A 26,737-nucleotide genomic window follows, 5' to 3' on the forward strand; every position below is an offset into this window, starting at 1 on the left:
CAGCCGCACCCGATGGAATAGCACGCTGCGGCGGCGGTAAGAATATGACGCAGCTTGCTGCTCGACTGCGTTCCCCGTGCTCGCATCACTATGTTAAGACACGCCGGCGGGCCTCGGTCGCCCGCCACGACACAAGGACTTTCGGAAACCGCCCATGACAGCAGCTTACGTCCCGCAAATGGCTCTTTACCGCCAATGGCTGAAGCAGACGCGCGGCCTTGAATTTGCGGATTTCGAGGCGATGCGGCGCTGGTCGGTCACCGATATCGACGCCTTCTGGCAGAGCGTGTGGGATTATTTCGACCTGCGCTCGCCGACGCCGCATTCGGCGGTGCTGGCCGAGCGCAAGATGCCGGGCGCGGTGTGGTTTCCCGGCGCTTCGGTGAACTACGCGCGCCAGGTCTTCCGCCATGTCGCGCCGGCGCATGCCGCAGGCCTGCCGGCCCTGATCTCGAGCGGCGAGGACGGCAAGCTCTCGGAGACGAGCTGGCCCGAGCTGCAGCGCAAATCGGCAGCGCTGGCGCTGCATCTGAAGGCCAACGGCGTGCGCGCCGGCGATCGCGTCGCCGCCTACTTGCCGAACATTCCCGAGACGATCATCGCGTTCCTCGCGACCGCGAGCCTGGGCGCGGTCTGGAGCGTCTGCGCGCCTGACATGGCGGCACCCGCGGTGATCGATCGCTTCAAGCAGATCGAGCCGAAGGTGCTGATCGCCTGCGACGCCGTGACCTATGCCGGCCGCCGCCACGACCGGCAAGGTGTGATCGAGGAATTGCGGCGCGCGCTGCCGACCGTGCAGCATGTCATCCTGCACAGCGACGCCGCGCCGTCCGAGACGCGATTGTCAGCGATCCTCGCGGGCCGGAGTGCGGAGATCGACGCCTTCGAGCCGGAATGGCTGCCGTTCGATCATCCGCTCTGGATCGTCTATTCCTCAGGCACCACCGGATTGCCGAAACCGATCCTGCACAGCCATGGCGGCATCATCGTCGTGGCGCTGCCGCTCTCGACCCTGCACAACGACATCGGCTGCAGCTATCAGCCAAACTCGTTCGGCGAACGCTTCCACTGGTACTCTTCGACCGGCTGGATCATGTGGAATTGCCAGGCCAACGGCCTGCTCAACGGCACGACCTGCTGCATTTTCGACGGCAGTCCCGGCGGCACCAAGGACAAGCCCGACTGGACCACGCTGTGGCGCTTCGTCGCCGACGCCAAGGCCACCTTCTTCGGCGCAGGGGCGGCGTTCTTTGCCAATTGCACCAAGGCGGAAATCGATCTCGCTGCCGTCGGCGACCTCTCCGGCCTGCGCACGCTCGGCTCGACCGGCTCGCCGCTCAGCGCCGACACCCAGGCCTGGTTCAACGAGCGCTTCGCCGCGCTCGCGAAGCACTACGGCAATGCCGCGCAGGCCGATATGTGGTGGGCCAATATTTCCGGCGGCACCGATTTCGCCGGCGCCTTCATCGGCGGCAATCGCGAATTGCCGCAGACGCCGGGCATCATGCAATGCCGCCTGCTCGGCTGCGCGGTGGAAGCGTTCGACGAGCAGGGCCACGCGGTGATCGACGAGGTCGGCGAGCTCGTCTGCACCGAGCCGCTGCCCTCGATGCCGCTGCGCTTCTGGAACGATCCCGGCAACGCACGCTACCTTTCCAGCTATTTCGAGACCTACCCCGACAATTTCGACGGAAGTGGCCGCGGCCCGGTGTGGCGGCATGGCGACTGGCTCAAGATCGACCCCGACGGCTCCTGCGTGATCTATGGCCGCAGCGACGCCACCATCAACCGCCATGGCTTGCGGATGGGCACCAGCGAGCTCTATTCCGCGATCGAGGCGCTGCCGGAGGTGCTGGATTCGATGGTCGTCGACCTCGAATATCTCGGCCGCGACAGCTACATGCCGCTGTTCGTGGTGCTGCGCGAGGGCATTGCGCTCGACGCCGCAATGAAGGCCAAGATCAACAAGGCGGTCGAGGCCGGGCTGTCGCGCCGCTTCCTGCCCAACGATATCTTCGTGGTGGCGGAGATTCCGCGCACGCTGTCCGGCAAAAAGCAGGAGCTGCCGGTCAAGAAGCTACTGCTCGGCCACCCCGTCGAGAAGATCATCAATCGCGATGCGATGGCCAATCCAGGATGCCTCGACTGGTATCTCGATTTTGCAAAGAGTTATCTGAGCAGGCAGGCCGGCGCGGCGTAACGGCCGCTGAATGCCACTCGCGTTTGGGATTTCACGACATGCCTTCACCCAGCTACATCGACCCGCTCAACGGAAAGCTCTATCCGCTGGATATCCCGCGCTGGTGCTCCGACGAAGGCAAGCCGCTCCTGATAACGCCGCTGCCGGGCATCTCCCGCGACGACATCGATCGCACGACGCGGTCGCTGTGGCGCTACCGCGCGGCGCTGCCGGTCGAGATCAGGCGGCCGATCACGATGGGCGAAGGCTGCACGCCAGCCGTCGAGAAGGCGTGGGATGATCTGCGGCCGCATTTCAAGCTCGAATGGTTCAATCCGACCGCAAGCTTCAAGGATCGCGGTACCACGGTGATGCTGTCGTTCCTGCGCCAGCTCGGCGTCGATGCGGTGCTGGAGGACTCTTCCGGCAATGGCGGCGCGTCGGTCTCGGCCTATGGCGCGGCCGGCGGCATGCGGGTCAGGATCCTTGCGCCGGCGACGACGTCGCCGATGAAGGTGGCGCAGATGCACGCCTTCGGTGCCGAGGTGCAGCTGATCGAAGGCCCGCGCGAGGAATCCGAGGCAGAGGCGATCCGCCAGTCGAAGCAGATCTTCTACTCCAGCCACAACTGGCAACCGTTCTTCCTGCAGGGCACCAAGTCGCTGGCCTATGAGATCTGGGAAGATTTCGGCTTCACCGCGCCGGACAACGTCATCATGCCGGTCGGCGCCGGCAGCAGCCTGCTCGGCTGCTATATCGGCTTCAACGAGCTGCTGGCGGCCGGGCAGATCGCGCGCCTGCCGCGCCTGTTCGCGGCACAGCCGCTCAACTGCTCGCCGGTCGATGCCAGCTTCGCCGCCGGCGTCGACACGCCGGTCGATCGCGCGGTCCGCAAGACCATCGCCGAGGGCACCGCGATCAAGCATCCGCTGCGGCTGAAGCAGATGATCGCGGCGCTGAAGGAGAGCGGCGGCGGCACCGTCGCAATTTCCGAAGACGGCATCGTCGCCGCGTTGAAGCGGTTGGCGCAGACCGGGCTGTTCGTCGAGCCGACCTCGGCCTCGGCCGCCGCCGCGCTCGATGTCCTGAAGGCGCGCGGCGCGATCCGGCCGGCGGAGCGCACCGTCGTCATCATCAGCGGCACCGGGATCAAGGCGGCGGGGCTGATCACGGAGCTGCTCGGAGCGAGCTAGCCTTTAGCACGCTCCGATTGGCTGTCCCTATCCCGCCTTGCGCAGCCTCAGGGATTCGTAGAACGCGGTCTCGAAATTGATGTAGCCGATAAAGGACGTCGGATCGCCAAACGGCAGGATCTGCGTCGCCCAGTATCCGCCAAAACCGTTCTGCCGATCGATCCAGTAGAACAAATTGGCCAGCCCAGCCCAGCCGAGCGCGCCGGCGGGGCGGCCGGTCGGAGCCTGCTCCTCATTGATCATGAAGCTCAGCGCCCAGGATTTCGACTGACCGGGGAAGAACTCGGCGTCGTTGGCGAGCGAGGTGATCACGCCGGTGATCGCGGTGACCTTGTTGTTGCCGAGATGGTTCTTCTCCGCCATCCGCACGGTCTCCGCCTTCAGGACCCGCCCATGCTCGCCGGCGCCGTCGTTCAGCCACATCCGGATGAATCGCATGTAGTCGCCGATCGTGCCGTAAAGCCCGTGGCCGCCCATGTGGATCTCGGGATTGGCCGGCAGCTCGAAATCCATCGGCGTGAGTGAGCCGTCGGCGTTGCGGGCGTGGATGCCGGCGAGCTTGCGACGCATCGCGTCGGTGAGCTCGAACGTCGTGTCCATGATCCCGAGCGGCTCGAAGATCCGCGTCCTGAAGACCTCGCCGAGCCGCCTGCCGGCGATGGCCTCGACGATCTGGCCGCACCAATCCATGTTGGTGCCGTATTCCCAGCGCTCGCCTGGATCGAACAGCAGCGGCGTCATCAGCGAAGCCTTGGATGCCGTGATGACGCTGGGCTGCCCCTTCTCTTGCGCCAGCCGGTTATAGGTGTGATTGATGAAGTCGTAGCTCAAACCCGCGCTGTGGACCATCAGCATGCGGGTGGTGATGTCGCGCTTCGGCGGACGCAGCCGCGGCTCGCCCTTGTCGTCAAAACCCTCGATCACCTGGAGCTTGCCGATGTCGGGCGCGTAGGTCCTGGCGGGTGCGTCGAGATCGAGCTTGCCTTCCTCGACGAGCTGCAGGACGGCCGTCCCGGTGATCGCCTTGGTGGTCGAGAAGATCGCGAACACGCTATCGGCCGTCATATCGGCGGGCTGGTCGAGGCGGCGCTTGCCGGCGGCACCTTCATAGATGTTGCGATGGCGGTCGGTCACCATCGCAACGACGCCGGGAACGCGCGGGTTTGAAGTCACGACGCCGTCAAGGATTGCATCGGCGGCTGCACCGAAATTCGTGCTCATTGTCTTCCTCCTGTGTTTTGTGATGTTGACCCGCGCAGCCCGGATTACGCTTCGCTCCATCCGGCTACGCGGTCGAAATGCGGTCAGCCCTACTGCGTGGCAAAACCGCGATAGCCGCTCGCGGCGACCTCATCGCATTTCTGGCGATAGGTGCCGACACCGCCGCAATAGGACAGCACCCGGCGCGGCTTGCCCTCGACATTGGAGCCCAGGTACCAGGAGTTGGTCTTGGCGATCAGCGTTGCGTTGGCGGTCTCATCGTGATGCGCCACCCACTGATCCTCGGTATCCCTGGTCGGCTCGATGACGTTCAGGTTCTTGCCGCGCAAATATCTGATGCAGTCGGCAATCCACTCCACCTGCTGCTGCAGGCAGGTGGTCATGTTGCAGAGTGCGGCCGAGGGCGCGAGCGGCACCGCCGTTGTGAACAGATTCGGATAGCCATGGACCTGCAAGCCCATCGTGGTGCGGATGTCCCTGCCCCAATCGTCCTTCAGCGATCGCCCGTCGCGGCCGCGGATGTCGATCCGCGTCAGCGCTCCCGTTCCGGCGTCGAAGCCGGTCGCCAGGATGATGACGTCGAACTCGTGCACCGTGCCGTCGGCGGTCTGGATGCCCTCAGGCGTGATGCGGGCGATCGGATTGTTCTTGACGCTGACGATCTCGACATTGGGCCGGTGGAAAGCCTCGAGGAAATTGGATTCCAGCGGCACCCGGTGCGTGCCAAAACCGTAATCGGCAGGAATCAGCTGTTCGCACAGCTTGGGGTCCTTGATCCGCTCGCGCATCTTCTCGCGCACGAATTCGGTGATCTCGGCGTTGACGGCTTCGTCGAAGAACAGTTCGGCGAAGGACGAAACCCACAGTTTCAGGGATCCGTCGTTCCAGCAATCCTCGATCACCTGGCGGCGCTGCTGCGGCGTCAGGTCGGCCCAGGCATGCTCGAAGTCGAATTCGAAGCCGGTGAACGTCTTCGGCAGCCGCTCGGTGAGGAACTTGAACTTCGACTTGTAGGCCTCGGCGTCCGACGCATCCCATTTCGGGTTCTTCATCGGGATGATGTATTGCGGGGTGCGGATGAACACCTTGAGATGGCCTACCTCACCGGCGATCGACTGGATCACCTGGATTCCGGTCGCGCCGTTGCCGACCACGCCGACGCGTTTGCCGGCGAGCTCGATCGGCCCCTTGGGCCAGCGCGCGGTGTGGAACAGCTTGCCCTTGAACATCTCCTGTCCCGGGAAGGACACGTGCGGGGCCGAGAGCATGCCGCAGCAGGTGACGAGGAACTGGGTGTCGATCACGTCGCCCTGGTCGGTCGCGACCAGCCAGCGTTGTGTCGCCTCATCGAAATGCGCGCTCTTCACCGTGGTGCCGAATTGAATGTCCTTCCTGAGGTCGAGGCGGTCGGCGACGTAGTTCAGCCAGCGCTCGATTTCCGGCTGGCCCGGGAATCGCTCGCTCCAGCTCCAGCCTTTGTAGAGCTCCTCGGAGAACAGGTACTGATAGGTGTGGCCTTCGGAATCGAAGCGTGCCCCGGGATAGCGGTTCCAATACCAGGTGCCGCCGACGCCAGACCCGGCATCGATCGCCTTCACGCTCAGTCCCTGCTCACGCAGGCGGAACAATTGATAGAGACCGGCGACGCCGGCGCCGACGACCACGGCGTCGAGCTTGGTCGTTGCATGCGCACCATTGCTTCCATTCGACCTTGTGACGGTCTCGGTCATGGTTTCCTCCTGTGTCTGGCTTCTCGCACGCACCTTCCCACCCGCGGTGTCGCCGGATGATGGTGCGTTGCGTCAATTTGGGTTTCGGCCGTTCGCGTTGTCGCCGAAACGCAGAGCAGGCTACGGGCCGTTCGGCCGCGCGGCTTGGATGAAACCGACAATCTCTGGAACGCGACCGTGCAATCGAGCACCGGCCGTTGGTCGGCTTGGCAAATGGCGAAAGCGGCCTATTCTGCGCTCAGCCGTCCGGCCAAGAACAAGCGGTCAACCGCGCCACCAATCCCAGGGAGGAGGCTCACGCGATGGGCCAGTTGATCACGGTCGAGGAGCTGCCGCGCTACGCTCCCGGCGAGATGAAGCTGGATAGTTTGGCGGTCGGGAGAAGTGATTTCCGGCTGCGAATTTTCCGCTATGCGCCGTCGGACATCTGGGTCCCGCCGTCGGCAAACTTCCTCCTGGTGCTCTATCGCGACGGCGTGACGTCGATGAACCGCCGCGTCACCGGCGCGTGGAAGCAGGATCAAGTCGGTCGCGGCGTCACGTCGCTCATGACGCGCGCAGAGCCGTCAAGCTGGCATTGGAACAACGACATTGAGGTCAGCCATTTCTACATCTCTCCTGCCCTCATGACGAAGACCGCGAGCGATGCCTTCGACCGCGACGCCGAAACGATCGAGATTCACGACCTGCTCAAGGTCGAAGACCCAATGCTGACCTGGATCAACGATCAAATGGTCCAGGAAGTCGCCGCGGGCGGTCCCGGCGGACGCCTCTGCTATGATGCGCTGGCGCTGCAGGCGAGCGTGCACATCCTGCGGAAATATGCGGCGATCGAGTTCAAGATGCCCTGCGCGCAAGGACGCTTCCGCCCGGCGCATGCCCGGCTGATCGAGGACTATATCGAGCAGAACATCTTCCGGAACATCACGCTGGAGGAGCTCGCGAACATCTGCAATTGCACGCCGGTCCAGTTCGCCCGCAAATTCCGCGTGCATTACGGCATGCGGCCGCATGCCTATGTCCTGCGGCGCAAGGTGGAGCATGCGTGCCAGCATCTGCGCAAGGACCGCGTCGCGCTGAAGGAGATCGCGCTGCTCGCCGGCTTCGCAGATCAAAGCCACCTCAATCGCGTGTTCCGGCAGCACATGAACGTGACGCCGGCGGAATACCGCCGGCAGGTCTGCGAGCACACCGTCCAGGCATGAGACCGAGTCTGCGACGGACTCACACTGGCTGCGGATTGAGGCGCGCGAAGCCTTCCTGGATTCGGTAGGGATAGTAGGGATAGGCCGGCATCACCGCGCTCGCGCGATCGAGACGCGCGATCTGGTCCGGCGAGAGCGACCATCCGACCGCGCCGAGATTGTCGCGCAACTGCGCCTCATCGCGGGCGCCAATGATTACGGACGAGACGCTCGGCCGCGTCAGCAGCCAGGCAATCGCGATCTGCGGCACGCTGCGGCCGGTCTCCGTGGCTACCACGTCCAGCGCGTCGACGATCGCGTAAAGCTTCTCGTCGTCGACCGGCGGCCCGAACTGCGCGGTCTCGTGCAGGCGGCTGTTGGTCGGCAATGGCTGCCCGCGCCTGATCTTGCCGGTGAGACGGCCCCAGCCGAGCGGGCTCCAGACCAGCGCGCCGACGCCCTGGTCAAGCGCGAGCGGCATCAGCTCGGATTCATAGTCGCGACCGACCAGCGAATAATAGACCTGGTGCGCCACGTAGCGCGGCCAGCCGTGCCGCTCGGCGACACCGAGCGATTTCATCAGATGCCAGCCGGAGAAATTCGAGGCGCCGACATAGCGCAGCTTGCCGGCGCGCACCAGCGCGTCGAGCGTCGACAGCACCTCATCGACCGGCGTGAAGGCATCGAAAGCATGAAGCTGCAGCAGGTCGATATAGTCGGTGTTGAGCCGGCGCAGCGCGGCGTCGACCGCGGCGACCAGGCGATATCGCGACGTACCGGCATCGAGCGGGCCGTCGCCCATCGGCAGGCCGGTCTTGGTCGAGATCAACACCTTGTCGCGGCGGCCCTTGATCGCGGCGCCGAGGATCTCCTCCGACGCGCCGTTTGAATAGACATCGGCGGTGTCGAACAAATTGACGCCGGCCTCGAGGCAGATGTCGATCAACCCGCGCGCCTCGCTGGCGTCGCTGCGGCCCCAGGCCGAGAACAGCGGCCCCTGGCCACCGAAGGTGCCGGTGCCGAAGCTAAGCACGGGGACCTTCAGGCCGGATGCACCGAGATTGCGGTATTCCATGGTCATGCTCCCTTGATCCGATTCATTCCGCCGGGCACTGCGCGGCGAGCGCGATCGGCCGATCGAGGCGCAGGCTCCACAGCGCGAGCAGCAGGCCGATTGCAGTGATGACGGCGGCCACCAGCGGCAGCGCGCCGAGGCCGAGGCCGCGATCGATGGTGACGCCGCCGGCCCAGGCGCCGAGCGCGTTGCCGAGATTGAACGCCGCGATGTTCAGGCTGGAGGCCAGCGTCCGCCCTTCGACGCCGGCGGCTTCGAGCACGCGGAGCTGCAGCGGCGCGACGGTCGCGAACGCGGCGATGCCGAGAATGAACAGCAGCACGACCGCCAATGCCTTGATCGAGACGACCGCCGTCAGCGCGACGAGCACGGCGGCGAGGCCGCCGAGCGACACCAGCAGCGCCCGCGCAAGTCCCTTGTCGGCGAGCCGTCCGCCGGCGACGTTGCCGATCGCAAGGCCGGCACCGAACACCAGCAGGATCGGCGACACCGCGGCGTCGGAGAATCCGGTGAGCCGCGTCAGGATCGGCTGCACATAGGTGAAGACCGCGAACAGCCCGCCGAAGCCGAACACCGTCATCGCCAGTCCGAGCAGGACCTGCGGGCGGCCGAGCACGGCGAGTTCCTCGCGCAGCGGCGCGGGCTTGTCGTTGGCGCCGACATGGCCGGGGACCAGCACCGCCAGCACGATGAACGCAATCACGCCGATCGCGGCCACCGCCCAGAACGCCGCGCGCCAGCCGAGCATCAGCCCGAACCAGGCGCCGAAGGGCACGCCGAGCAGGGTCGCAACCGTGAGCCCGATGAACATCGTGGCGATCGCCGACGCGCGCTTGTCTTCCGGGACGAGGCTTGTCGCCACCACGGAGCCGACGCCGAAGAAGGTGCCGTGCGCCAGCGAGGTGAGAATGCGTGCCGCCATCAAGAGCCCGTAGCTCGGCGCCAGCGCACACGCTGCGTTGCCGAGCGTGAAGATCGCCATCAGCGCCAGCAAAACCGCCTTGCGCGGCATCCGCCGTGTTGCCAGCGTCAGGATCGGCGCGCCGACGAATACGCCGAGCGCATAGCCGGAGATCAGCAGGCCAGCCGCGGATACGGATACCTGCATGTCGGCGGCGACTTGCAGCAGCAGTCCCATGATGAGGAATTCGGTGGTGCCGATACCAAAGGCACCGGCGGTCAAGGCAAGGACTGCAGCAGGCATGTGTCGCTCCGGACAAAAAGGATTCCGCAAAGCGAGATAGCGGTCCGGGCGGGGAAGGATTAGAATGACCGCAATCCAATCATTTGTGACTTGAATTCAAGATGGCCCGCACAGATACCAACCGCTCCGGCGAGATGGACGTATTCGTCCGCGTCGTCGATCTCGGCGGCTTCACGGCTGCCGCGAACAGCCTGCGCCAGACACCGTCCGGCGTCAGCAAGCTGGTCTCGCGGCTCGAGACCCGGCTCGGCACGCGGCTGGTCAACCGCACCACGCGCAAGCTGCAGCTCACCGAGGAAGGCCAGGCCTTCTATCAGCGCGCCCAGCGCATCCTCGCCGATATCGACGAGGCCGAACGCGAGGCCGCCTCATGCGTGCCGCGCGGCCATCTCACCGTGAACAGCAACATCCCGTTCGGCATGCTGCATGTGATGCCGCTGCTGCCGCGCTTCATGCGCGAACATCCCGATATCACGCTCGACATCGTGCTGACCGACACGCTGGTCGATCTGATGCAGGCGCGCGCTGATGTCGCGATCCGGGTCGGCCCGCTCGGCGCCTCCCGGCTGATCGCACGCAAGCTCGGCACCAGCCGCATGGTGGTGGCCGCCGCGCCGTCCTACCTCGCCCGCTTCGGCACGCCGAAGACGCCGGCCGACCTCGCCGACCATCGCGGCATCGGCTGGACCTTTCCACGCAGCATCCGCGGCTGGCCGTTTCGCCGCGCTGAACGGATCGAAGAAGCGCTGCCGCCGCCGGTTGCCCGCGTCAGTGACGGCGAAGCCGCGCGCCAGCTCACGCTCGGCGGTATCGGGCTCGGACGATTGGCGCTGTTTCACATCGGCCCCGATATCGAGGCCGGGCGCCTGGTGCCGGTGCTGCAAAATCTCAATCCCGGCGACCGCGAGGACATCCACGCGGTCTATGTCGGCCATGCCGGCCCGCTGCCGGCACGGGTCCGCGCTTTCATCGATTTTCTTGCGCAACACATCCGCATCGGCGATCCCTCGCTGCGGCGCGGCGCCGATGGAAAATGGAAGGTCGTGGGCGACAAGTGAGCATTCGATGACGCACGAGCCCCCGGCCTTTCAGTCCGTCACCGAAACGATCCGCATCGCTGCCGAGCCAAGGCAGGTGTGGGACGCGATCATGGACTCCAAAGCGGGCGAGAGATGGCGCAACGCGCATTTCAGGACCGATTGGCGGATCGGCGCGCCGATCGAGATCGAGGCGGAGATCGGCACAAAGCGCTATCGCGACAGGGGCCGCGTCCTCCATATCGAGCCGCCGATGCGGCTCGAATACTCCTATTGGTCGCAGGTCTCCGGCCTGCCGGATGTTCCGCAATCCTATGCAACGATCACGATGACGCTCGTGCCTGACGGCGGCGAAACGGTGCTGACCGTCACCCAGCAGGTGCCGCCTTCGCCGATCCGCCGCGGAAGCGGCTGGGAAATCGGGCCTGACTCAGGCGCCAAACACGTTGCCTTCTACTGGCGCATGACGCTGCCGCGCCTGAAGCAGGCGGTCGAGCAAGGACGTGCCGCGCAATAGCGCGGTCTATGCCCGCTTCAGCAAGAAGAGCTGCGTGACATAGGGAAACACCACTTCGTCGGCGTCGCCGAGACCGGCTTCGCGCAGGATATTGTCGGTCTTGTCGCGCAGGATCGCCTTCTCCGCATCGGGCAAATTGGCGACATAGCTCGTCGATGCGATGCGCTCGAAGACGTCCTGTCGCTTCATCCGGTGCGGATGGTCCTGCACGATTTCCCTCTCAAGCACGAAGCGCGGGTCCTTCAGGATCCAGCGCCAGCGTCCGGTCCGTTGCCGGGGCGTGTCGCCCGCATAACCCTCGATCATGACGGACAACGCGTCGACCCACGGCGTGCGGTCGTCCCTGTTGTTCCAGACCAGCGCAAGCGTCCCGCCGGGATGCAGCAGTCGCGCGATCTCGGCCACCGACGCCTCGTTGTCGAACCAGTGGAACGCCTGGGCGCAGGTGACGAGGTCGACGCTGCCGGTATCAAGATTGATCGCATCGGCGCGCGTGTTGATGACCTCCACCCCGGCTTCCCTGGCCAGCCTGGCCGACATCTCGGCGACGGGCTCGACCGCGATCAGGCGCGCAGCCGCGGGCAAATGCTGCAGCAGCAGGCGGGTGAACTTGCCGGTTCCGGCACCGAGGTCAACGACGCAGCGCGCGGCCGCAAGCGGCAGCGCGGCGACGATCTCCGCAGGGTAGCTCGGCCGGCCCGCCTCGTAGGCGGCGACCGCGACACGATAATTCTCGGCAGTGGGGTTCAGTGTCATTGTTGCTTCTCCTGCGCGCCAACCATCCGCGGTGCGATCCGCGGAACGGTATAGAGCAGCGCCTGCACAGGACTGGAAGAGCGCGTCGATTCAAAATTCGCTGAATTCTCTCACCTTTGCGTCAGCCCCGCAGCTCCACTGCTCCCCGTTGAAGATGCGCGCATTTTGAATGATTTGCTTCGGCGGGTTTCGCATAGCAACCTTACGCGCTTGTGGCACATCAACATCGCAGTTCCAGGTTGCAAGTTGCGGTTGGCTGAACGACAGTCCGCGATGGCGGACGCGGTCTGTCGCGCTTGTGCGGGACAAGCCCGATCCCTCCCCCGCACCGGAGCGACCATGCAGCGATCCAGGGCAGTCTTCATCACGGCTATCGTCTACGCCCTGATCGGCCTGGTCCTCGCGGGCGGGGGCATTTGGCTCGCCGCACTAGGTGGATCGCCCTTCTACATTGTCCTCGGCGTCGGCATTCTCGCCACGGCTGCGCTGTTGCTGGCGCGGCGCCATCAGGCGCTCTGGCTGTTTGCGATCGTGCTGCTCGGCACGCTGGCGTGGGCCGTCTATGAGCTGCGGTTCGACTGGTGGCCGCTCGCGGCGCGTGGCGACATCATCTTCCCCATGGCGCTTTGGCTGCTTACGCCGGTGATCGTTCGTGCCCTGACACGAAGCGGGCCGGTGCCTTACATGCGCGCGACGGCGCCACTCTGGATCGGCGTCGTCGCTGCTGCGGCGGTGCTCATCGCCGGGCTGCTGTCCAGCTATCACGACATCAACGGCACGATTGCCGAGTCCGGCTCTGCCGTGCCGCAAAGCGAAGCCGACCCGCAGCCGGACGGCGACTGGCGCGCCTATGGACGCACGCAGTTCGGACAGCGCTATTCGCCGCTGAAGCAGATCACGCCTGACAATGTCGGCAACCTCAAGGTCGCCTGGACCTTCCGCACCGGCGACGTGAAGACACCAGAGGATTCCGGGGAGACCACCTTCGAGGTCACCCCGATCAAGGTGCGCGATACGCTCTATCTCTGCTCGCAGCACCAGGTGCTGTTTGCGCTCGACGCCAAGACCGGCACGGAGCGCTGGCGCTACGACCCCAAGCTCGTGCACAACAAGACGTTCCAGCACATGACTTGCCGCGGCGTCTCCTATCACGAAACCGCGCAGGGCGCCGTCGACTCTGGCGGCAATCCGGCGCCGGCCGAATGCCCGCGGCGGATCTTCCTGCCCGTCAATGACGGCCGCATGATCGCGCTCGATGCCGACAGCGGCAAGCTCTGCGATGGTTTCGCCGATCACGGCATCCTCGACCTGCAGCAAGGGATGGGAATCAAGACCGCCGGCTTCTTCGAGCCGACGTCGCCGCCGGTCGTCAGCGACAAGATCCTGGTCGTGGCCGCCGCGGTGATCGACAATTATGCGATCGAGGTGCCGTCGGGCGTGATCCGCGGCTTCGATGTCTATACCGGCAAGCTGGTTTGGGCCTGGGATTCCGGCGCGGCGGACGAGAACGCATTGCCGTCGCCGACGCGTCATTACACCAACGGGTCGCCGAATTCCTGGATCACGGCCTCGTTCGATCCGAAATTGAATCTGGTCTACATCCCGACCGGCAACAACGGACCTGACATCTGGGGCGGCAATCGCGATGCGCTGGTCGAGCGCTATTCCAGCGCCATCGTCGCGCTTGACGTCAACACCGGCAAGCGCGTCTGGTCGTACCAGACCGTGCATCATGATCTCTGGGACATGGACGTTCCCTCGCAACCGAGCTTGGTCGATGTGACGACGGCCAAGGGCGTCGTTCCCGCGCTGATCCAGCCGACCAAGGTGGGCAACATCTTCGTGCTCGACCGCAGGACCGGCGAGCTGATCGTGCCGGCGCCGGAACGCGCGGTGCCGCAAGGGCCCGCGCCCGGCGACCGCTCTGCAGCGACCCAGCCGTTTTCCGAACTGACCTTCCGCCCGGAGGCGAAGCTGACCGGCGCCGACATGTGGGGCGGCACGATCTTCGACCAGTTGCTGTGCCGGATCATGTTCCACCGCTTGCGCTACGAAGGCACCTTCACGCCGCCCTCGTTGCAGGGTACGCTGGTCTTCCCGGGCAATCTCGGCATGTTCGAATGGGGCGGCATCGCGGTCGATCCTGTCAGGCAGATCGCCATCGCCAATCCGATGTCGTTGCCGTTCGCCTCCACGCTCATTCCGCGCGGTCCGCTCAATCCTCCGGCGCCGACGGCCGAGAAACCGGTCGGCAGCGAGGTCGGGGTGCAGCCGATGTACGGCACGCCGTTCGGCGTCGGCATCTCGAGCTTCCTCTCGCCGCTCTCCGTGCCGTGCTACCGGCCGCCATGGGGCTCGATGGCCGCGATCGACCTGAAGACGATGAAGATCGTCTGGCAGCATCCCAACGGCACGATCCGGGACACCACGCCGCTGCCGCTTCCATTCAAGATGGGCGTGCCGATGCTGGGCGGGCCGATCACCACCGCCGGCGGCGTTGCGTTCTACACCGGGACCTATGAGTACACGATCCGGGCCTACGATGTGCGCAACGGCAAGGTGCTCTGGGAGGATCGCCTGCCGGCCGGCGCCCAATCGACGCCGATGAGCTACGAGGCTGGCGGCAAGCAATACGTCGTCACCGCGGCCGGCGGCCACGGCTCGTTCGGCACCAAACGCGGCGACTACGTCATCGCCTACGCGTTGAAGGATTGAGCCGCGTCATTGAGGCCGTCATCTTCCTTCCCCCTGAAAGGGGGAAGGTCGGGATGGGGGTAGCCGCAGGCAATGCTCTCTGCGGAGGGCGCGGATCCCCACCCGCTTTGCTCTGGCGAGCAAAGCGACCTCCCCTTTCCAAGGGGAGGTGGAACTGGCCCAGCTGGATAGCGTCCAGACGGGTTGGCAAATCCGGCCAAAGCCGCTAAAGGTCCGCCCCCTTTCACAGACAATCCGAGCATGACATGTCGAGCGCCCCGCCCGCCGTCTCGATTGGCGTCGATTTTGGGACCAGCAACACCGTGGTCGCGCTGTCCGACGGCGATGGCCGCGTCGAGGCTGTTCGCTTCGACCACGGCGGCCGCACGCATAGCGTCTATGTGTCTGCGCTGTGCTTCTGGGAGGAGCGGCCGGGCGCGGGCCTGCATCCGCGCGCCGAGGGCGGCCCGTGGGCGATCGAGCAGTTCCTCGAGGGACGCACGATCCATCGCTTCATCCAGTCGTTCAAGACGTTCGCGGCAAGCTCGGCCTTCAACACCACCCAGATCTTCCGGCAACGCTACAAGTTCGAGGACCTGCTCGCGGCGTTCCTGCGCACGCTGACGCGCCATGCCGGCGAAGGATTCGATCTCGGCGCGCCGACCATCATGGTCGGCCGTCCGGTGAAATTTGCCGGCGGCAATCCCAATGACGAGCTCGCGATGCAGCGCTACCGCGCCGCATTCGAGCGGCTCGGCGCCGGCCATGCGCGCTATGTCTACGAGCCGGTCGGCGCGGCGTTCTCCTTCGCGCGCACACTGGACCACGATGCCACCGTGCTGGTCGCCGATTTCGGCGGCGGCACCAGCGACTTCTCCGTGATGCGGTTCTCGCGCAAGGGCGGCGTGCTGCGCGCCGAACCGCTGGGCCATGCCGGCATCGGCATCGCCGGCGACACCTTCGATTACCGCATCGTCGACCACATCGTCTCGCCGCGACTCGGCAAGGGCACCAGCTACCGCTCGTTCGACAAAGTGCTGCCGATCCCCAATCACTATTATTCGAGCCTTGCCCGCTGGCATCAGCTCGCGATGATGCGGGGCAATGGCGATTTGCGCGAATTGCAGCAGCTCGCGCGCACCGCGCTCGATCCGGCGCCGCTGCACGATTTCATCACCATCGTCGACCACGATCTCGGCTTCGCGCTTTATCGCGCCGTGTCCGACACCAAGGTCGCGCTGTCGAGCCGCGACCGCGTCGATTTCCGCTTCGCCCGCGAAGGCATCGATATCGGCGCCACCGTGACGCGCGACGATTTCGAATCCTGGATCGCCGACGACATCGAGCGGTTCGGCGCGACGGTGGACGAGGCGCTGGCCAAGTCGAGCATCACCGCGCGCGACGTCGAGAAGGTGTTTTTGACCGGCGGCACCTCGTTCGTGCCGGCCGTGCAGCGGCTGTTCGCCGAGCGCTTCGGCGCGGCACGGCTGACTTCGGCGGATCAATTCGAATCGATCGCCTACGGCCTCGCTTTGATCGGCCACACGCCCGATCCAGACCGCTGGACCTTCGCCGAGGCCGCGTGACGGCTTGCTTCGCGCCTTGATCCCGGCTCAATAGACGACTACATCACGCCAATCATCAATCCACGAGGATGCCGACGGCCATGGATTTCACCCTGACAGCAACGCCCATCAGCCTTGCCCTCGGGGATATTCATGCCTGCATCGATCGCGCTTTCTCACCTGACCCTGTCCGCGCCTGACGGCCGGGTTCTCCTTTCCAATGTCGATCTGAATTTCGGACCTGAACGCACCGGCCTTGTCGGCAGGAACGGCGTCGGCAAGACGACGCTGCTCGGCCTCATCGCGAGGGTGCGCACGCCGCAATCCGGCACGGTCTCGGTTCAGGGACGCGTCGGGATGCTGCATCAGACGGTTCAGCTAAAGCCGGATGAACGCGTCGTCGACCTGTTCGACGCGCGCCGCGCATTGGCCGCGCTACGTCGTGCCGAACAGGGCCTTGCGAGCTCCGAGGAGATTGCCGACGTCGACTGGACGCTCGATACGCGCATCGCGGCCGCGCTCGAGCGCGTCGGACTGAGCGATGCACTCGACGCGCCGCTGGCAGCGCTGTCCGGCGGCCAGGCCACCCGGGCGTGCCTCGCCGCCCTGACCTTCGCGCAACCCGACTTTCTGCTGCTGGATGAGCCGACCAACAATCTCGACCGCGCGGGACGCAAGGCGGTGATCGACCTGCTCGCCGACTGGCGGCAAGGCGCCATCATCGTCAGCCACGACCGCGAACTGCTGGAGACGATGGATGCGATCGTCGAACTGACATCGCTGGAAGCCAGGCGGTACGGCGGCAATTGGAGCCAGTATCGCGCACGCAAGGCCATCGAGCTGTCGGCAGCACGACACGATCTGGCCGATGCCGAGAAGCGCGTCGCCGAGATCGACCGTAACACAAGAGAAGCCAACGAACGGAAGGCGCGCAAGGACGGCGCGGGTGCAAGGAAGCGCGCCAAGGGCGATCTGCCGCGCATCGCCGCCGGGCTGCGCAAGGACCGCAGCGAGGACAGCGGCGGCGAGAACGCCCGCCTCGCCGAACGACGGCGGACGCAAGCGCTCGAACTTGCCACCGCGGCGCGGCAACGCATCGAGGTGCTGCAACCGTTCGCGGTGCAGCTGCCCTCGACGCATCTGCCGGCGAGCAGGATGGTGCTGCGGATCGACGCGGCCGATGTCGGCTACGGCACGGAAGCGCCGATCCTGCGTGACGTCACCTTCTCCATGTCGGGTCCGGAGCGCGTCGCGATCACTGGCCCCAACGGTGCCGGCAAGACGACGCTGCTCAAGCTCGTCGGTGGCGACCTGACCGCGGCGCGCGGCACCGTCGAGGTGATGACCCGGTTCGCGATGTTCGATCAGGCGGTCAGCCTGCTCGATGCCTCGGCCTCCATCCTGGACAATTTCCGGCGCATCAATCCGGATGCCGGCGAGAACGCCTGTCGCGCGGCGCTGGCGCGATTCATGTTCCGCGCCGATGCCGCGCTGCAGCCCGTTGCGAGCCTCTCCGGCGGCCAGTTGCTTCGCGCCGGTCTTGCCTGTGTGCTGGGCGGCGTGAGGCCGCCGCCTTTCCTGATCCTCGACGAGCCGACCAATCACCTGGATATCGAATCCATGGAAGCGGTCGAGGCCGGCTTGCGCGCCTATGACGGCGCGCTGCTGGTCGTCAGCCACGATGAGGCCTTCCTCGAGGCCATCGCGATCACGCGCAGACTGGATCTCGCGTCGTGGAGGTGACGCGGAGAGCGGAGCAATTGCCATTGCGCAATCAATGTTTCGAACGACGAAGATTGGTCAGGAAAGTGAACAGCCGAGCACGCGTCGCCTTGGGGTAGGTCGTAAGGCGCGGTGCTCGGCTGTCAGGCCGCGCGGCGGTGCGGCCATCCCGCCAGCCTCGCTTGTCCCCAAGCGCGAGGCCGTCGGAGCTGAATCTGGTCTGTTGCTAAATCCGCGCCGTCGAATGAAGCGCGTTTCTCCAAAGGGCAAATGCGACGAAGCCAGCCAGCAGCACAAAGCCGCCACCGACCGCGATCAAGACATGCGCGAGCGTCATCTTGGAACATCCCAATTGAAAGGCTTCATGCGGAGCGATATGCGCCGCAACCTGGCAATCAAAAGCACTTCAAAATTGATTTGCCCCGCCGGCCGCCGCCGGACAGCCCGAAAGGTGGCTGGCACTGCGCTCTGCCCACCCTTCGATTTCAGAGCGGTCGTCCAGCCACTCGGCTGTTGCCGCTCATCGTGCGGTTCGTCACACCGCTCAATGGCCACGAGGATAATCGATAAAACTTTATCGACAATCGAAAGGAAAAATTAAGGTTACCGGCGCGACCGCGCGAGGTTCGACCTCGCTGCCGACACCCGGTGATGATGGATGGGATTGTCGGGGTCAACCTTCGGCGAGGTCGATCGCCCCCGACGCGACCGCGGCTCCCGCCAAAATATCGAAAACAACCCCATGCAAAGGAGCCGGCGGCCGCCGCTCCCGGCCTGCGTGGCGGTCAATTGGAGCAACATCCTCCGGACGAAAGTTCGCAGGGCATGTCACGTTTCGACGCGCTGTCTTGTCTTGGCTTCTGCAAGGGCAGCAGCAGAGGACAGCATGCACACACTCGGAACCGGCGGCGGTCGCACCCTGATCGCAATCGTCTATCATAGCGCCTACGGCCATACCCGGCGGCAGGCGGAGGCCGTCAGGTCCGGCGTCCAGGATATCGATGGCGCAGAGGCGCTTCTGGTGCCCGTCGAGAACGTGGAACAGAACTGGGATCGGCTGATGGATGCGGAAGCGCTGATCTTCGGCACGCCCACTTACATGGGCGCCGCCTCCGCGGCCTTCAAAGCCTTTCAGGAAGCAACTTCACGCGCGGTGATGTCCAAAGGCTATCGCTGGAAAGACAAGCTCGCGGCAGGCTTCACCAATTCGGGGGCACACGCCGGCGACAAGCTGTCCACATCGATCCAGCTTGCATTGTTCGCCGCGCAGCATGGGATGCATTGGGTCAATCTCGATCTGCCCCCAGGGAACAACTCCGCATCGGGATCGGAAGCCGATCCGAACAGGCTGGGATTTTGGCTGGGAGCCGGCGCGCAATCGAACACCGACGAGGGCGCGGACACCGCGCCGCCGGGATCCGATCTCGCAACCGCCGGTCACCTGGGACAGCGGGTGGCAAAGACGGCACTTCAGTTTGTACGCGGCCGTGACACGGCCTCGGTGCCCGTTCGGGCAGCGTCATGAACGATGCAGCCGAAGCGTCGGCGGCCGAAATCTTCGCCGAGCTGCGTCCGCGCCTGATCCGGCTAGCCTATCGGATGCTGGGCTCGGTCGCGTGCACGACGCCTGGCTGCGCTGGCTCGCGTCTATTCTCGGCATGACGGATCCAGCCGATCATCAACTTTGGTCGTCATCACCGAACCGTCCGCGTCGAACAGGCCAACCGCTCCGCACGGTGAAGTCGAAACGTCGAAATCGAGCGGACCGCAAGTAATCATGCAATAGTCGTAAGCCGAACGTTGATCGTTTCCCATTAGAAACTGATAGTGAATCTGCATAAAATCGAATCGATGACGTCTGAAGCGGATTGGACTTATCATTGAATGTATTTGGACGCGCCGAATCCTTGGGTGGCCACCTGAATGGTCTCGACTGACACGTTTCAGAGTGACGGGGTCGAAGCGATAGAAGCTGATTGCGTCATCTCGAGCCTGGTATTCGACCCAGCCTATCGCAGACGTTCCGGCCACAAGTTGCGCCGCTTTCCGTATTTGGCCGCCCATCGGATGCAGCGCGAATTTAGGAATGGTAGCGCCCACCGTGAGAACGCATAGTTTGGGTCCACACGTTTCGAGCGGAGGATCCGATGTCAGCGCGCGCGCCACCGCCGCAATTGTGAGCGCTGCGCCGAGGGAGTGGCCAACAATCAGAACTTCATCAACTTCTGCGGCCCGAACCGTTCTTGATATCAGGTTCGCAAAAGCGCCGAGCCGCTCGTCAAGTTTGTTCTTCTGCCCGTAAAGAAATTGGTGGGAGAAAATGGCATCATCGAGAATGTGATTTATCCTACGCTTTGGTCCGATCCAGAGCATCGCGCCGACGAAGATGGCAAGCGACAAAGAAAGTCCAAGCAGTAATTCGATCCAAAATGTAGCGTGTATGAGCCTGATCACCAGATATGACAGCCCGAGGCTGCAAAATGCGATCAATAGCAAGCAGCAATATGGAAAGATGAAAAAGACAGCGTACTTCCAGCTCGCGATCGCATATCTAAATATTGTTCCCGTCACGATGAAGTCGAATAGCGCTTTCAAGGATTGAACGAGACGAGACACGAAGCCGGCTTTCGAATCGCACCGAATGAGATCATCCCAGCGGAGTATTTCGAAGGTGACGTGAGTTTTCCAGTTTGGCCCCCATGCTTCCAGGCTGCATGAAGCACTAATTGCAGACGTGTTCGATATCTCCGACAGCCGTGAAGAAGCGCCCCAAATCTTTTGGAAGCTCGAGAGCGAGCGCCGCAAGCGCTCGACCTGCTCTTCGGGGGTGATTGGATCGTAACCACCAATGTGAAAGACGTGCCGTCGTCGAATCATCCAGCAGCTCGAATTCTGTAAAGATATTGATCGGCGTTCATTCTGTAAGACGGAAATGCATGGACACTTTGGCGCTGCTCCTCGTTGACCGCAGCCCTTGGCGAACCTGACATGGATGATGCGGATCTCGGCTTGTAAAATTACCACTTCGTCCGCGGGGTGGCACTCGTTGAGTTTGGCTTTGAGCAAAAAAGCGCAGGGCGCCGGAGTCACTGACAGTAGAGGGTCCTGACGGTCGCGGCACGATCGCTTTCTTCGTGTGGCAAATCCGCGACAGCGAGCCAATTGCGCGCCTCAACGCGTTTTTCGAAGCCGTTCAGGATTGTCACGATTCGTAAGTCTGATTTAATGCGTCTCGACCTGAGGTGGCGGGGATTCTGACAATGGAGAGATTGCGTTGCAGCACGGCGCTGATGTGCGCCAGCTTGACGATTCTTTTGGCAAGCAGTCTGCTTTTGAACAATGGGGCTCAGGCGAAGCCCGGAACGGCGGTGGCGCTTAGATCGACAAATTCGCCCGCTCGACTGCACTCTTCTGCGGCGCACGTTTATTTATTCCGCGGATTGTTGAACGTCTTTTCTTTGGGCATGGACGACCTTGCCGCTCAGTTGCAGGCGGCTGGCGTTGTCGCGGCTGTCGCAAATCACACTCAATGGAGAAGCGTCGCCGACGAAATCATCGTAAGATATAGGGCAGGCCAGCGCGGGCCTATCATACTGGTGGGGCACTCTCTTGGTGCAGATGCCGTGATGTCGATGGCAGAGCACCTTGGCCAAATGGGCGTGCCGGTTGCTTTGGTCGTCCCATTCGACGGAACATCGTCGCATATGGCATCGGCCAACGTAGGGCGCGTTCTAAATCTGTACAAAAATGAAGGCGTTAGAATAGGTCGCGGACCCGGCTTCCGCGGCGAGCTGACGAATTTCTATGTTCGTAATGCAAACGTCACTCACTTCAACATCGATAAAGACACGGCGTTGCATAGCATGGTTCTACGAAAGATCAGGGCAATCGGATCGGCTGTCGCGCGCCCACGAAGAAATCAGAGTCCTTCGAACCCGGTTTCATCTGCAGCCCGAGCTTCGACCAACTCTTAGCATACCGTCCAAAAGGACAGTTTGAAGTTGGCGTTGACGCAAGATGTGAGGCTTTAGATTAGGTCCCTGCAGGAGCCCGGTGTCGGTGTTGTTTTTGCTTGGCACTTTAGGCCGGGAGACAGTCAGTGACGCCATTTAGAAAACTCTCAGCCGCCATCGCCATTTGTTGCGTGGCGGCCGTGTGTGCAGCCTTCACAAAGCCGATTCATATCGTGGCAGTCGGCGCAAGCAACACCCAAGGCTGGTACGTTGGGAGGCAAGGCGCTTACCCGGCCAAGCTAGAAGCCCTGCTGAGGGAGAAGGGCGTCAATGCGACCGTCGCCAATGCCGGAGTTCCCTTTGACACCACCGCCGGCATGTTGAAGCGCATTGATAGCGACGTGCCAAAGGGAACCGACATCGTCATCTTGCAGCCTGGAGGCAACGATAGGCGCTTCCTTGTCACGAAGGAGCAGCGGGCGGCCAACATCGCGGCGATGGAGCGACGGCTCCGTGATCGCGCCATCAAAGTCATTTTGTACGACGAAGAGATTCCTCCGCAGTATTACGCTTTCGATCTTATTCACCTCACGGCTGCCGGGCATGCTTTCATAGCGTCGCAATTGCTCCCGCGAGTGTTGGAGATAGACCGGAGAGCCACCGTGCCTCCGCCGCGCGCGAGATAGAAAAAGCCTTGCCATGCCGGCATTGTGCTATCCGGTTCGATAGAGCGAACCGGGCGACGCATCCACCCAGGATCCACCTGTCGGACTGCCAACTAATCGGTGGAAACGACCCGCAAGCCCTGTATGATTGGTTCATGCCGGTCTGTGGACGTGCTTCTGTCAGATCTCAGACGCTCGCCAAGGATGCTACCCTTTCGATGATCGGCGAAGATGGCGCGCCAGCGAAACAAGCGCGTGGTCCATGATGACGCCCGGTATTGCCAAGTTCGTGTTCGTGATGATGGCGGTCGGTTGGTATCTCATCCGCTACAGACACGCGCGTCGTGCTCGCCGTGAAAAGGTCGCGAGAAGCGCCCGAGGCTCGCGCGAAAACACCCTGCTGCTGATATCGCTCACGGGTCTTGGCATTGTGCCGCTCGTCTACATCGCAACGGCCATGCCTCATTTCGCATCATACGCTTTCCGGCCAGCTCAAGCCTGGCTGGGTGTTTTCGTCGCGGTTGCGGCGCTGGTCATGTTCCGGCTGACCCACCGAGCTCTTGGTCGGAATTGGTCCTTAAGCCTCGACGTGCGGGAAAATCATCGCCTGATCACAGACGGTATTTATCGGACAGTTCGCCATCCTATGTATACTGCATTCTGGCTTTGGGCTGCTGCTCAGGCATTGCTCCTTCCGAACTGGGTGGCCGGTTTCGCAGGCCTGATCGGATTTGGAACCTTGTTTTTCGGGCGAGTTGCCCGAGAAGAGCAGATGATGCTGGAAGCCTTCGGCGACGAGTATCGCGAATATATGGCCCGGACCGGACGCCTTTTACCGAGGCTGTTCTGAGCCGGCCACAAGAGACTCCTCTCGCCGAACTCACGTCCGGATACTCACACAAAGCAATAATGCCGTGCCGTTTTTGTCACACTCGGCAAGGAAATGACCGCGCAAGCGCCAGCTTTGCTACAGCGTTAATTACGCCATGGCCTTTAGAGGGTAGGCTGTTCATGTTCACGCTACCCATCTCGGAGATCACGATGTTGAAGTTCCTGGTTGCTGGAGTTGCGACGTTTGGTTTTGTGGCTGCCGCCAGCGCGGCAGATCTTCCTCATCCGCAGCCGGTTACTGCTACGGCTCCGGTTGGCAAGATGCCGATCGGCAAGTATCCGGTTGGCAAGTACCCCGTCGGTAAGTACCCGGTTGGAAAAGCTCCTGCTCCGATCGTGACGAAGGGTTAGCTCGAGGATCGCTCAGTCAGCGCACGCTTTAGTTTTGCTGAAGGCGCTGCTTGGGGCCGACTACCCTTGTGAGGGCTTGAACGTGCCAGAATCCAATCGGACACGGGGCGGCTTGTGGCTGCTTGCCGGAATTGGTGTCATTGTGGCTTCCGTGACTTTGGGAGCCGGCATCGGTCATGCGCAGCAATTGGCTGCGCAAACGGATCAAGCGCCGCTGCGGCAGGACAAGCCGCGTAAGCCGTCGACGAGGTCGGTTGTGGCAACGGCCGTCGCGGGTTCAAGCGGTCCCGCTTCCGGAGCAGCCGCGAAGCCGGTTCGAAGGTCCTCGGCCAAAGGGCCGTACTACGTCGACTTTCGTGCCCGCACGGCGGCTTCTTATGGGCATGCGTTTGTTTGGTACGGCAAGACAAGCGAGAAGCAGGTCGAAGTCGCCGGGCTGCACCCGGCGGGCGATGTCCTGCCTTATGTGCTCGGACATCTTACTTGGGTGCCCTCCGAGACCGGAGCGAGCTACGGCGACCTTGACGAGCAGTATCTGACGGCCAGCTATCGCGTGTACTTGAGCGAGGCCGACGCGAAGAAGGTCTTTGCGTACATCAAGCACCTCCAGGCGACCTCGCCTGTTTGGAATGCGGAAACGACCAATTGCACGGCCTTTATTGGTCGCATCGCCAACTTCATGGGCCTGAAGGCGCCATTCCATTTGTTGAAGCCTGAGGAATACGTAAATCAGTTGAGAGAGTTGAACGGCGGGCGCCAAACGGCGCAGTTGGCTGATTCGGATCGCTAGTTTTCCCGCTAAGGCTGTTCGAAATACCGGGAGGTCGAGGCTGTAGCGGATCGCGGCTGCCGCAAAGGTCCGGTTGCGCAAGGCAAGCGCCGCCTCGGTGGCGTAGCCCTGTCCGTCATAGAGCAGCCAGCCAAGCTCCTGCTCCGGAAACAGCGGCCCATGGTTGATGCCGACCTGGCCGACGCACTGCTTCGAAGCCGTGACCTCAATCATCAACGCGCCATGACCGAACAAGCGCCAGCACGCTAGGTCGTTGCAAAACATCCCCCACGCCGCGCGCACATCGATCGAGCCGCCCATTCCGGCCGATCGGAGCGAGGCCAGGAACGCCTGATCGGCGGCGAACTCGTCAATCGCCTGCGGACGCAGCGTCAGGCGAGCGGTCGTGATCGTGTGGAATGTCAGCGCGCAGCGGAGCCCGCTAGGCAGGGTGGCCTGCCACTCGAAGCCCGGCAGGGCGAAGGGTGGCGGAGAGGGAGGGATTCGAACCCCCGATAGGCTTGCACCTATGCCGCATTTCGAGTGCGGTGCATTCAACCACTCTGCCACCTCTCCGATGGCCCGGGTGATTTGCGCCACCCGCGGTCGGGGCGTGTTCTAGGCGAGGATGGCGGGACAGACAAGGCGCTGCAATAATATTTCCGTCACCCGTGCCTCGCGCCACCAAAGCACCAGGACGGCCGGAGAAAGCGCGCGGAAACAAAGCGCTAGCAGAACGGTTCTGGCTCGATCGGCGCGCGAGCGAACCAGCCGGAGCAGGAGCGGGCCATGGAGCATGTGACGATTCGAGCCAATGGCGCGGCGTTCCACGTCGCGCGGACCGGGACAGGCAAGCCGCTGCTGCTGTTGCACGGCTGGCCGGAGTTCTGGCTGACCTGGAAGCCTGTCATGCCGCGGCTCGCCGGCCGCTACACCCTGATCGCCCCCGACCTGCGCGGCTTCGGCGACAGCGACAAGCCCGAAGGCCCCTATGGCCCCGATCAGCATACCGACGACATGCTGGCGCTGCTGGACGCGCTCGGGATCGACAAGGCCGGCGTGGTTGGCCACGACGTCGGTGGCGCCGTGATGCAGCCCCTCGCCCGCAAGGCGCCCGAGCGCATCGCCGGATTGTTTTTCTTCGATTTCGTCTATCCCGGCATCGGGCCGCGGATGGCCGCGCCCGACCGGCTGAACCACATCTGGTACCAGTCGTTCCACCAGATGGAGATGGCGCCGGCGCTGGTCGGCGCCAACAGAGACAGCTGCCGCAGCTATATCGGCCATTTCCTGCACAACTGGTCGCACCGCAAGGCTGCGTTCGACGACGTGATCGAGGCCTTCGCCGACAACTTCTTCAAGCCCGGCAATCTCGCCGGCGGCTTTGCGCATTATCGCGCGTCGCATGCGGCGCGCGTGAAGATGATGCAGGGCGAAGCCCCGGCGCTGCCGCCGATCACTGTTCCGACCTGCATTCGCTGGGCCGAGCACGATCCGCTGTTTCCCTATGCCTGGACCGACCGATTAGGCGAGACCTTCTCCAATCTGGACCTTGGGATGTTTCCCGATGTCGGGCATTTCCCGCATCGCGAGGACCCCGACCGCGCGGCCGCCGAGATCGCCGGCTTCTTCGGGCGGATCAATTGGAAGTAGAAGTGGTGGGACCGCCAGGACGCGACAAAAACTGGCGGTCCCGTGCCGCTTCTTAATATTGCTGGCCGGGAAGTGCGGCTTCGCCGGTCGGCGGGAGCGACACGGTCCACGGTAGCGACCGACGTCGAAACGGCAACGCGAACCCGATCTTAACCTAACCGATCAACCTTACCGTGCGTAATCCGCGGCCGCTGGATCTGCGGATGGAGGTGCCCCGGATTTCGCGGAGCCTGTCATCGGGCGCGCATTCGCGCGACCCGTTGGCTGCATCCGGGCTTCTGTAACGGGCCTTGGTTAGTCAATCCCTTTTCGCGTCATCCACTCGCCGGGCACTTGCTTCTGTACGGGATCGGCGCGAAGGCCGTCGCCTGATGGGGT

The 26,737-nt window shown here is 63.6% G+C and carries 20 protein-coding genes, 1 tRNA gene and 2 pseudogenes; 15 read left to right on the top strand and 8 right to left on the bottom strand.

The window, feature by feature from the left end:
• Positions 1 to 151: 151 nt before the first annotated feature.
• Positions 152 to 2,200 (top strand): annotated as a pseudogene (locus tag ACZBJS_RS28845) (acetoacetate--CoA ligase); the annotation flags it as partial.
• A 38-nt stretch (positions 2,201 to 2,238) separates the two neighbouring features.
• Positions 2,239 to 3,372, top strand: coding sequence for a threonine synthase (locus tag ACZBJS_RS28850; RefSeq protein WP_316395437.1), 1,134 nt, complete (start codon positions 2,239 to 2,241; stop codon positions 3,370 to 3,372).
• A 27-nt stretch (positions 3,373 to 3,399) separates the two neighbouring features.
• On the opposite strand, the gene acmB is transcribed toward ACZBJS_RS28850, so the two are convergent.
• Together acmB and ACZBJS_RS28860 are read right to left on the bottom strand one after the other, a co-directional pair.
• On the bottom strand, positions 3,400 to 4,593 hold the full coding sequence (gene acmB / locus ACZBJS_RS28855) for a methyl acetate hydrolase AcmB (RefSeq protein WP_316395436.1): 1,194 nt from the start codon (positions 4,591 to 4,593) through the stop codon (positions 3,400 to 3,402).
• A gap of 89 nt (positions 4,594 to 4,682) precedes the next feature.
• Positions 4,683 to 6,323, bottom strand: a complete 1,641-nt coding sequence (locus tag ACZBJS_RS28860) for a flavin-containing monooxygenase (protein WP_316395435.1) — start codon at positions 6,321 to 6,323, stop codon at positions 4,683 to 4,685.
• A 302-nt stretch (positions 6,324 to 6,625) separates the two neighbouring features.
• Here ACZBJS_RS28860 and ACZBJS_RS28865 point away from each other — a divergent pair, with 302 nt between their 5' ends.
• On the top strand, positions 6,626 to 7,528 hold the full coding sequence (locus tag ACZBJS_RS28865) for an AraC family transcriptional regulator (RefSeq protein WP_316395434.1): 903 nt from the start codon (positions 6,626 to 6,628) through the stop codon (positions 7,526 to 7,528).
• Positions 7,529 to 7,547: 19 nt separating this feature from the next.
• On the opposite strand, the gene ACZBJS_RS28870 is transcribed toward ACZBJS_RS28865, so the two are convergent.
• Both ACZBJS_RS28870 and ACZBJS_RS28875 read right to left on the bottom strand, forming a co-directional pair.
• Positions 7,548 to 8,582 (bottom strand): aldo/keto reductase, encoded by a 1,035-nt coding sequence (locus tag ACZBJS_RS28870; RefSeq protein WP_316395433.1) that lies wholly within the window; start codon positions 8,580 to 8,582, stop codon positions 7,548 to 7,550.
• Between the two features lie 22 nt (positions 8,583 to 8,604).
• A complete protein-coding gene (locus ACZBJS_RS28875; RefSeq protein WP_028343803.1) occupies positions 8,605 to 9,786 on the bottom strand; it encodes an MFS transporter in 1,182 nt (393 codons plus the stop codon).
• Positions 9,787 to 9,887: 101 nt separating this feature from the next.
• On the opposite strand from ACZBJS_RS28875, the gene ACZBJS_RS28880 reads away from it, so the two are divergent.
• Positions 9,888 to 10,844: a LysR family transcriptional regulator gene (locus ACZBJS_RS28880; protein WP_076834588.1), complete on the top strand. Its 957-nt coding sequence runs from the start codon at positions 9,888 to 9,890 to the stop codon at positions 10,842 to 10,844.
• 7 nt (positions 10,845 to 10,851) lie between these two features.
• Positions 10,852 to 11,340 (top strand): SRPBCC family protein, encoded by a 489-nt coding sequence (locus tag ACZBJS_RS28885; protein ID WP_229191618.1) that lies wholly within the window; start codon positions 10,852 to 10,854, stop codon positions 11,338 to 11,340.
• 6 nt (positions 11,341 to 11,346) lie between these two features.
• Here ACZBJS_RS28885 and ACZBJS_RS28890 read toward each other — a convergent pair whose 3' ends face one another.
• On the bottom strand, positions 11,347 to 12,096 hold the full coding sequence (locus tag ACZBJS_RS28890) for a class I SAM-dependent methyltransferase (protein WP_057020895.1): 750 nt from the start codon (positions 12,094 to 12,096) through the stop codon (positions 11,347 to 11,349).
• A gap of 339 nt (positions 12,097 to 12,435) precedes the next feature.
• On the opposite strand from ACZBJS_RS28890, the gene ACZBJS_RS28895 reads away from it, so the two are divergent.
• The 4 genes from ACZBJS_RS28895 (at position 12,436) to ACZBJS_RS28910 (ending at position 19,602) form a co-directional block, all read left to right on the top strand.
• Positions 12,436 to 14,811, top strand: a complete 2,376-nt coding sequence (locus ACZBJS_RS28895; protein WP_316395432.1) for a glucose/quinate/shikimate family membrane-bound PQQ-dependent dehydrogenase — start codon at positions 12,436 to 12,438, stop codon at positions 14,809 to 14,811.
• Positions 14,812 to 15,056: 245 nt separating this feature from the next.
• Complete coding sequence (locus ACZBJS_RS28900) at positions 15,057 to 16,376, top strand: Hsp70 family protein (protein WP_463439603.1); 1,320 nt, start codon at positions 15,057 to 15,059, stop codon at positions 16,374 to 16,376.
• Positions 16,377 to 16,508: 132 nt separating this feature from the next.
• Entirely contained in the window at positions 16,509 to 18,098 is a 1,590-nt protein-coding gene (locus ACZBJS_RS28905) for an ABC-F family ATP-binding cassette domain-containing protein (RefSeq protein ID WP_316395430.1), read from the top strand.
• An 865-nt stretch (positions 18,099 to 18,963) separates the two neighbouring features.
• Positions 18,964 to 19,602: a flavodoxin family protein gene (locus ACZBJS_RS28910; RefSeq protein ID WP_229191624.1), complete on the top strand. Its 639-nt coding sequence runs from the start codon at positions 18,964 to 18,966 to the stop codon at positions 19,600 to 19,602.
• 122 nt (positions 19,603 to 19,724) lie between these two features.
• Here ACZBJS_RS28910 and ACZBJS_RS28915 read toward each other — a convergent pair whose 3' ends face one another.
• The gene (locus tag ACZBJS_RS28915; RefSeq protein ID WP_057020899.1) at positions 19,725 to 20,954 is read right to left on the bottom strand and encodes an RBBP9/YdeN family alpha/beta hydrolase; all 1,230 of its coding nucleotides are present in this window, start codon (positions 20,952 to 20,954) and stop codon (positions 19,725 to 19,727) included.
• 383 nt (positions 20,955 to 21,337) lie between these two features.
• On the opposite strand from ACZBJS_RS28915, the gene ACZBJS_RS28920 reads away from it, so the two are divergent.
• From ACZBJS_RS28920 to ACZBJS_RS28940, 5 genes are all read left to right on the top strand, one after another.
• Positions 21,338 to 22,051: a thioesterase domain-containing protein gene (locus ACZBJS_RS28920; RefSeq protein ID WP_229191614.1), complete on the top strand. Its 714-nt coding sequence runs from the start codon at positions 21,338 to 21,340 to the stop codon at positions 22,049 to 22,051.
• 125 nt (positions 22,052 to 22,176) lie between these two features.
• Positions 22,177 to 22,716 (top strand): SGNH/GDSL hydrolase family protein, encoded by a 540-nt coding sequence (locus ACZBJS_RS28925; RefSeq protein WP_229191613.1) that lies wholly within the window; start codon positions 22,177 to 22,179, stop codon positions 22,714 to 22,716.
• Between the two features lie 244 nt (positions 22,717 to 22,960).
• Complete coding sequence (locus ACZBJS_RS28930) at positions 22,961 to 23,545, top strand: protein-S-isoprenylcysteine O-methyltransferase (RefSeq protein ID WP_057020970.1); 585 nt, start codon at positions 22,961 to 22,963, stop codon at positions 23,543 to 23,545.
• Positions 23,546 to 23,736: 191 nt separating this feature from the next.
• Positions 23,737 to 23,937, top strand: coding sequence for a hypothetical protein (locus ACZBJS_RS28935; RefSeq protein ID WP_057020971.1), 201 nt, complete (start codon positions 23,737 to 23,739; stop codon positions 23,935 to 23,937).
• A gap of 112 nt (positions 23,938 to 24,049) precedes the next feature.
• Positions 24,050 to 24,727 carry a hypothetical protein gene (locus ACZBJS_RS28940; protein WP_229191612.1) on the top strand — a complete coding sequence of 226 codons (678 nt, stop codon included), beginning with the start codon at positions 24,050 to 24,052 and terminating at the stop codon, positions 24,725 to 24,727.
• A gap of 66 nt (positions 24,728 to 24,793) precedes the next feature.
• Here the strand turns inward: ACZBJS_RS28940 and ACZBJS_RS28945 are convergent.
• Positions 24,794 to 25,237, bottom strand: a pseudogene (locus ACZBJS_RS28945) (GNAT family N-acetyltransferase); the annotation flags it as partial.
• Positions 25,193 to 25,282 (bottom strand) — tRNA-Ser (locus ACZBJS_RS28950). The gene ACZBJS_RS28950 and the pseudogene ACZBJS_RS28945, both read right to left, overlap by 45 nt.
• Positions 25,283 to 25,495: 213 nt before the next feature.
• On the opposite strand from ACZBJS_RS28950, the gene ACZBJS_RS28955 reads away from it, so the two are divergent.
• Positions 25,496 to 26,359: an alpha/beta fold hydrolase gene (locus ACZBJS_RS28955; protein ID WP_316395429.1), complete on the top strand. Its 864-nt coding sequence runs from the start codon at positions 25,496 to 25,498 to the stop codon at positions 26,357 to 26,359.
• Positions 26,360 to 26,737: the final 378 nt, after the last annotated feature.

The sequence above is a fragment of the Bradyrhizobium sp. KZN70725 genome (genome assembly GCF_055264925.1).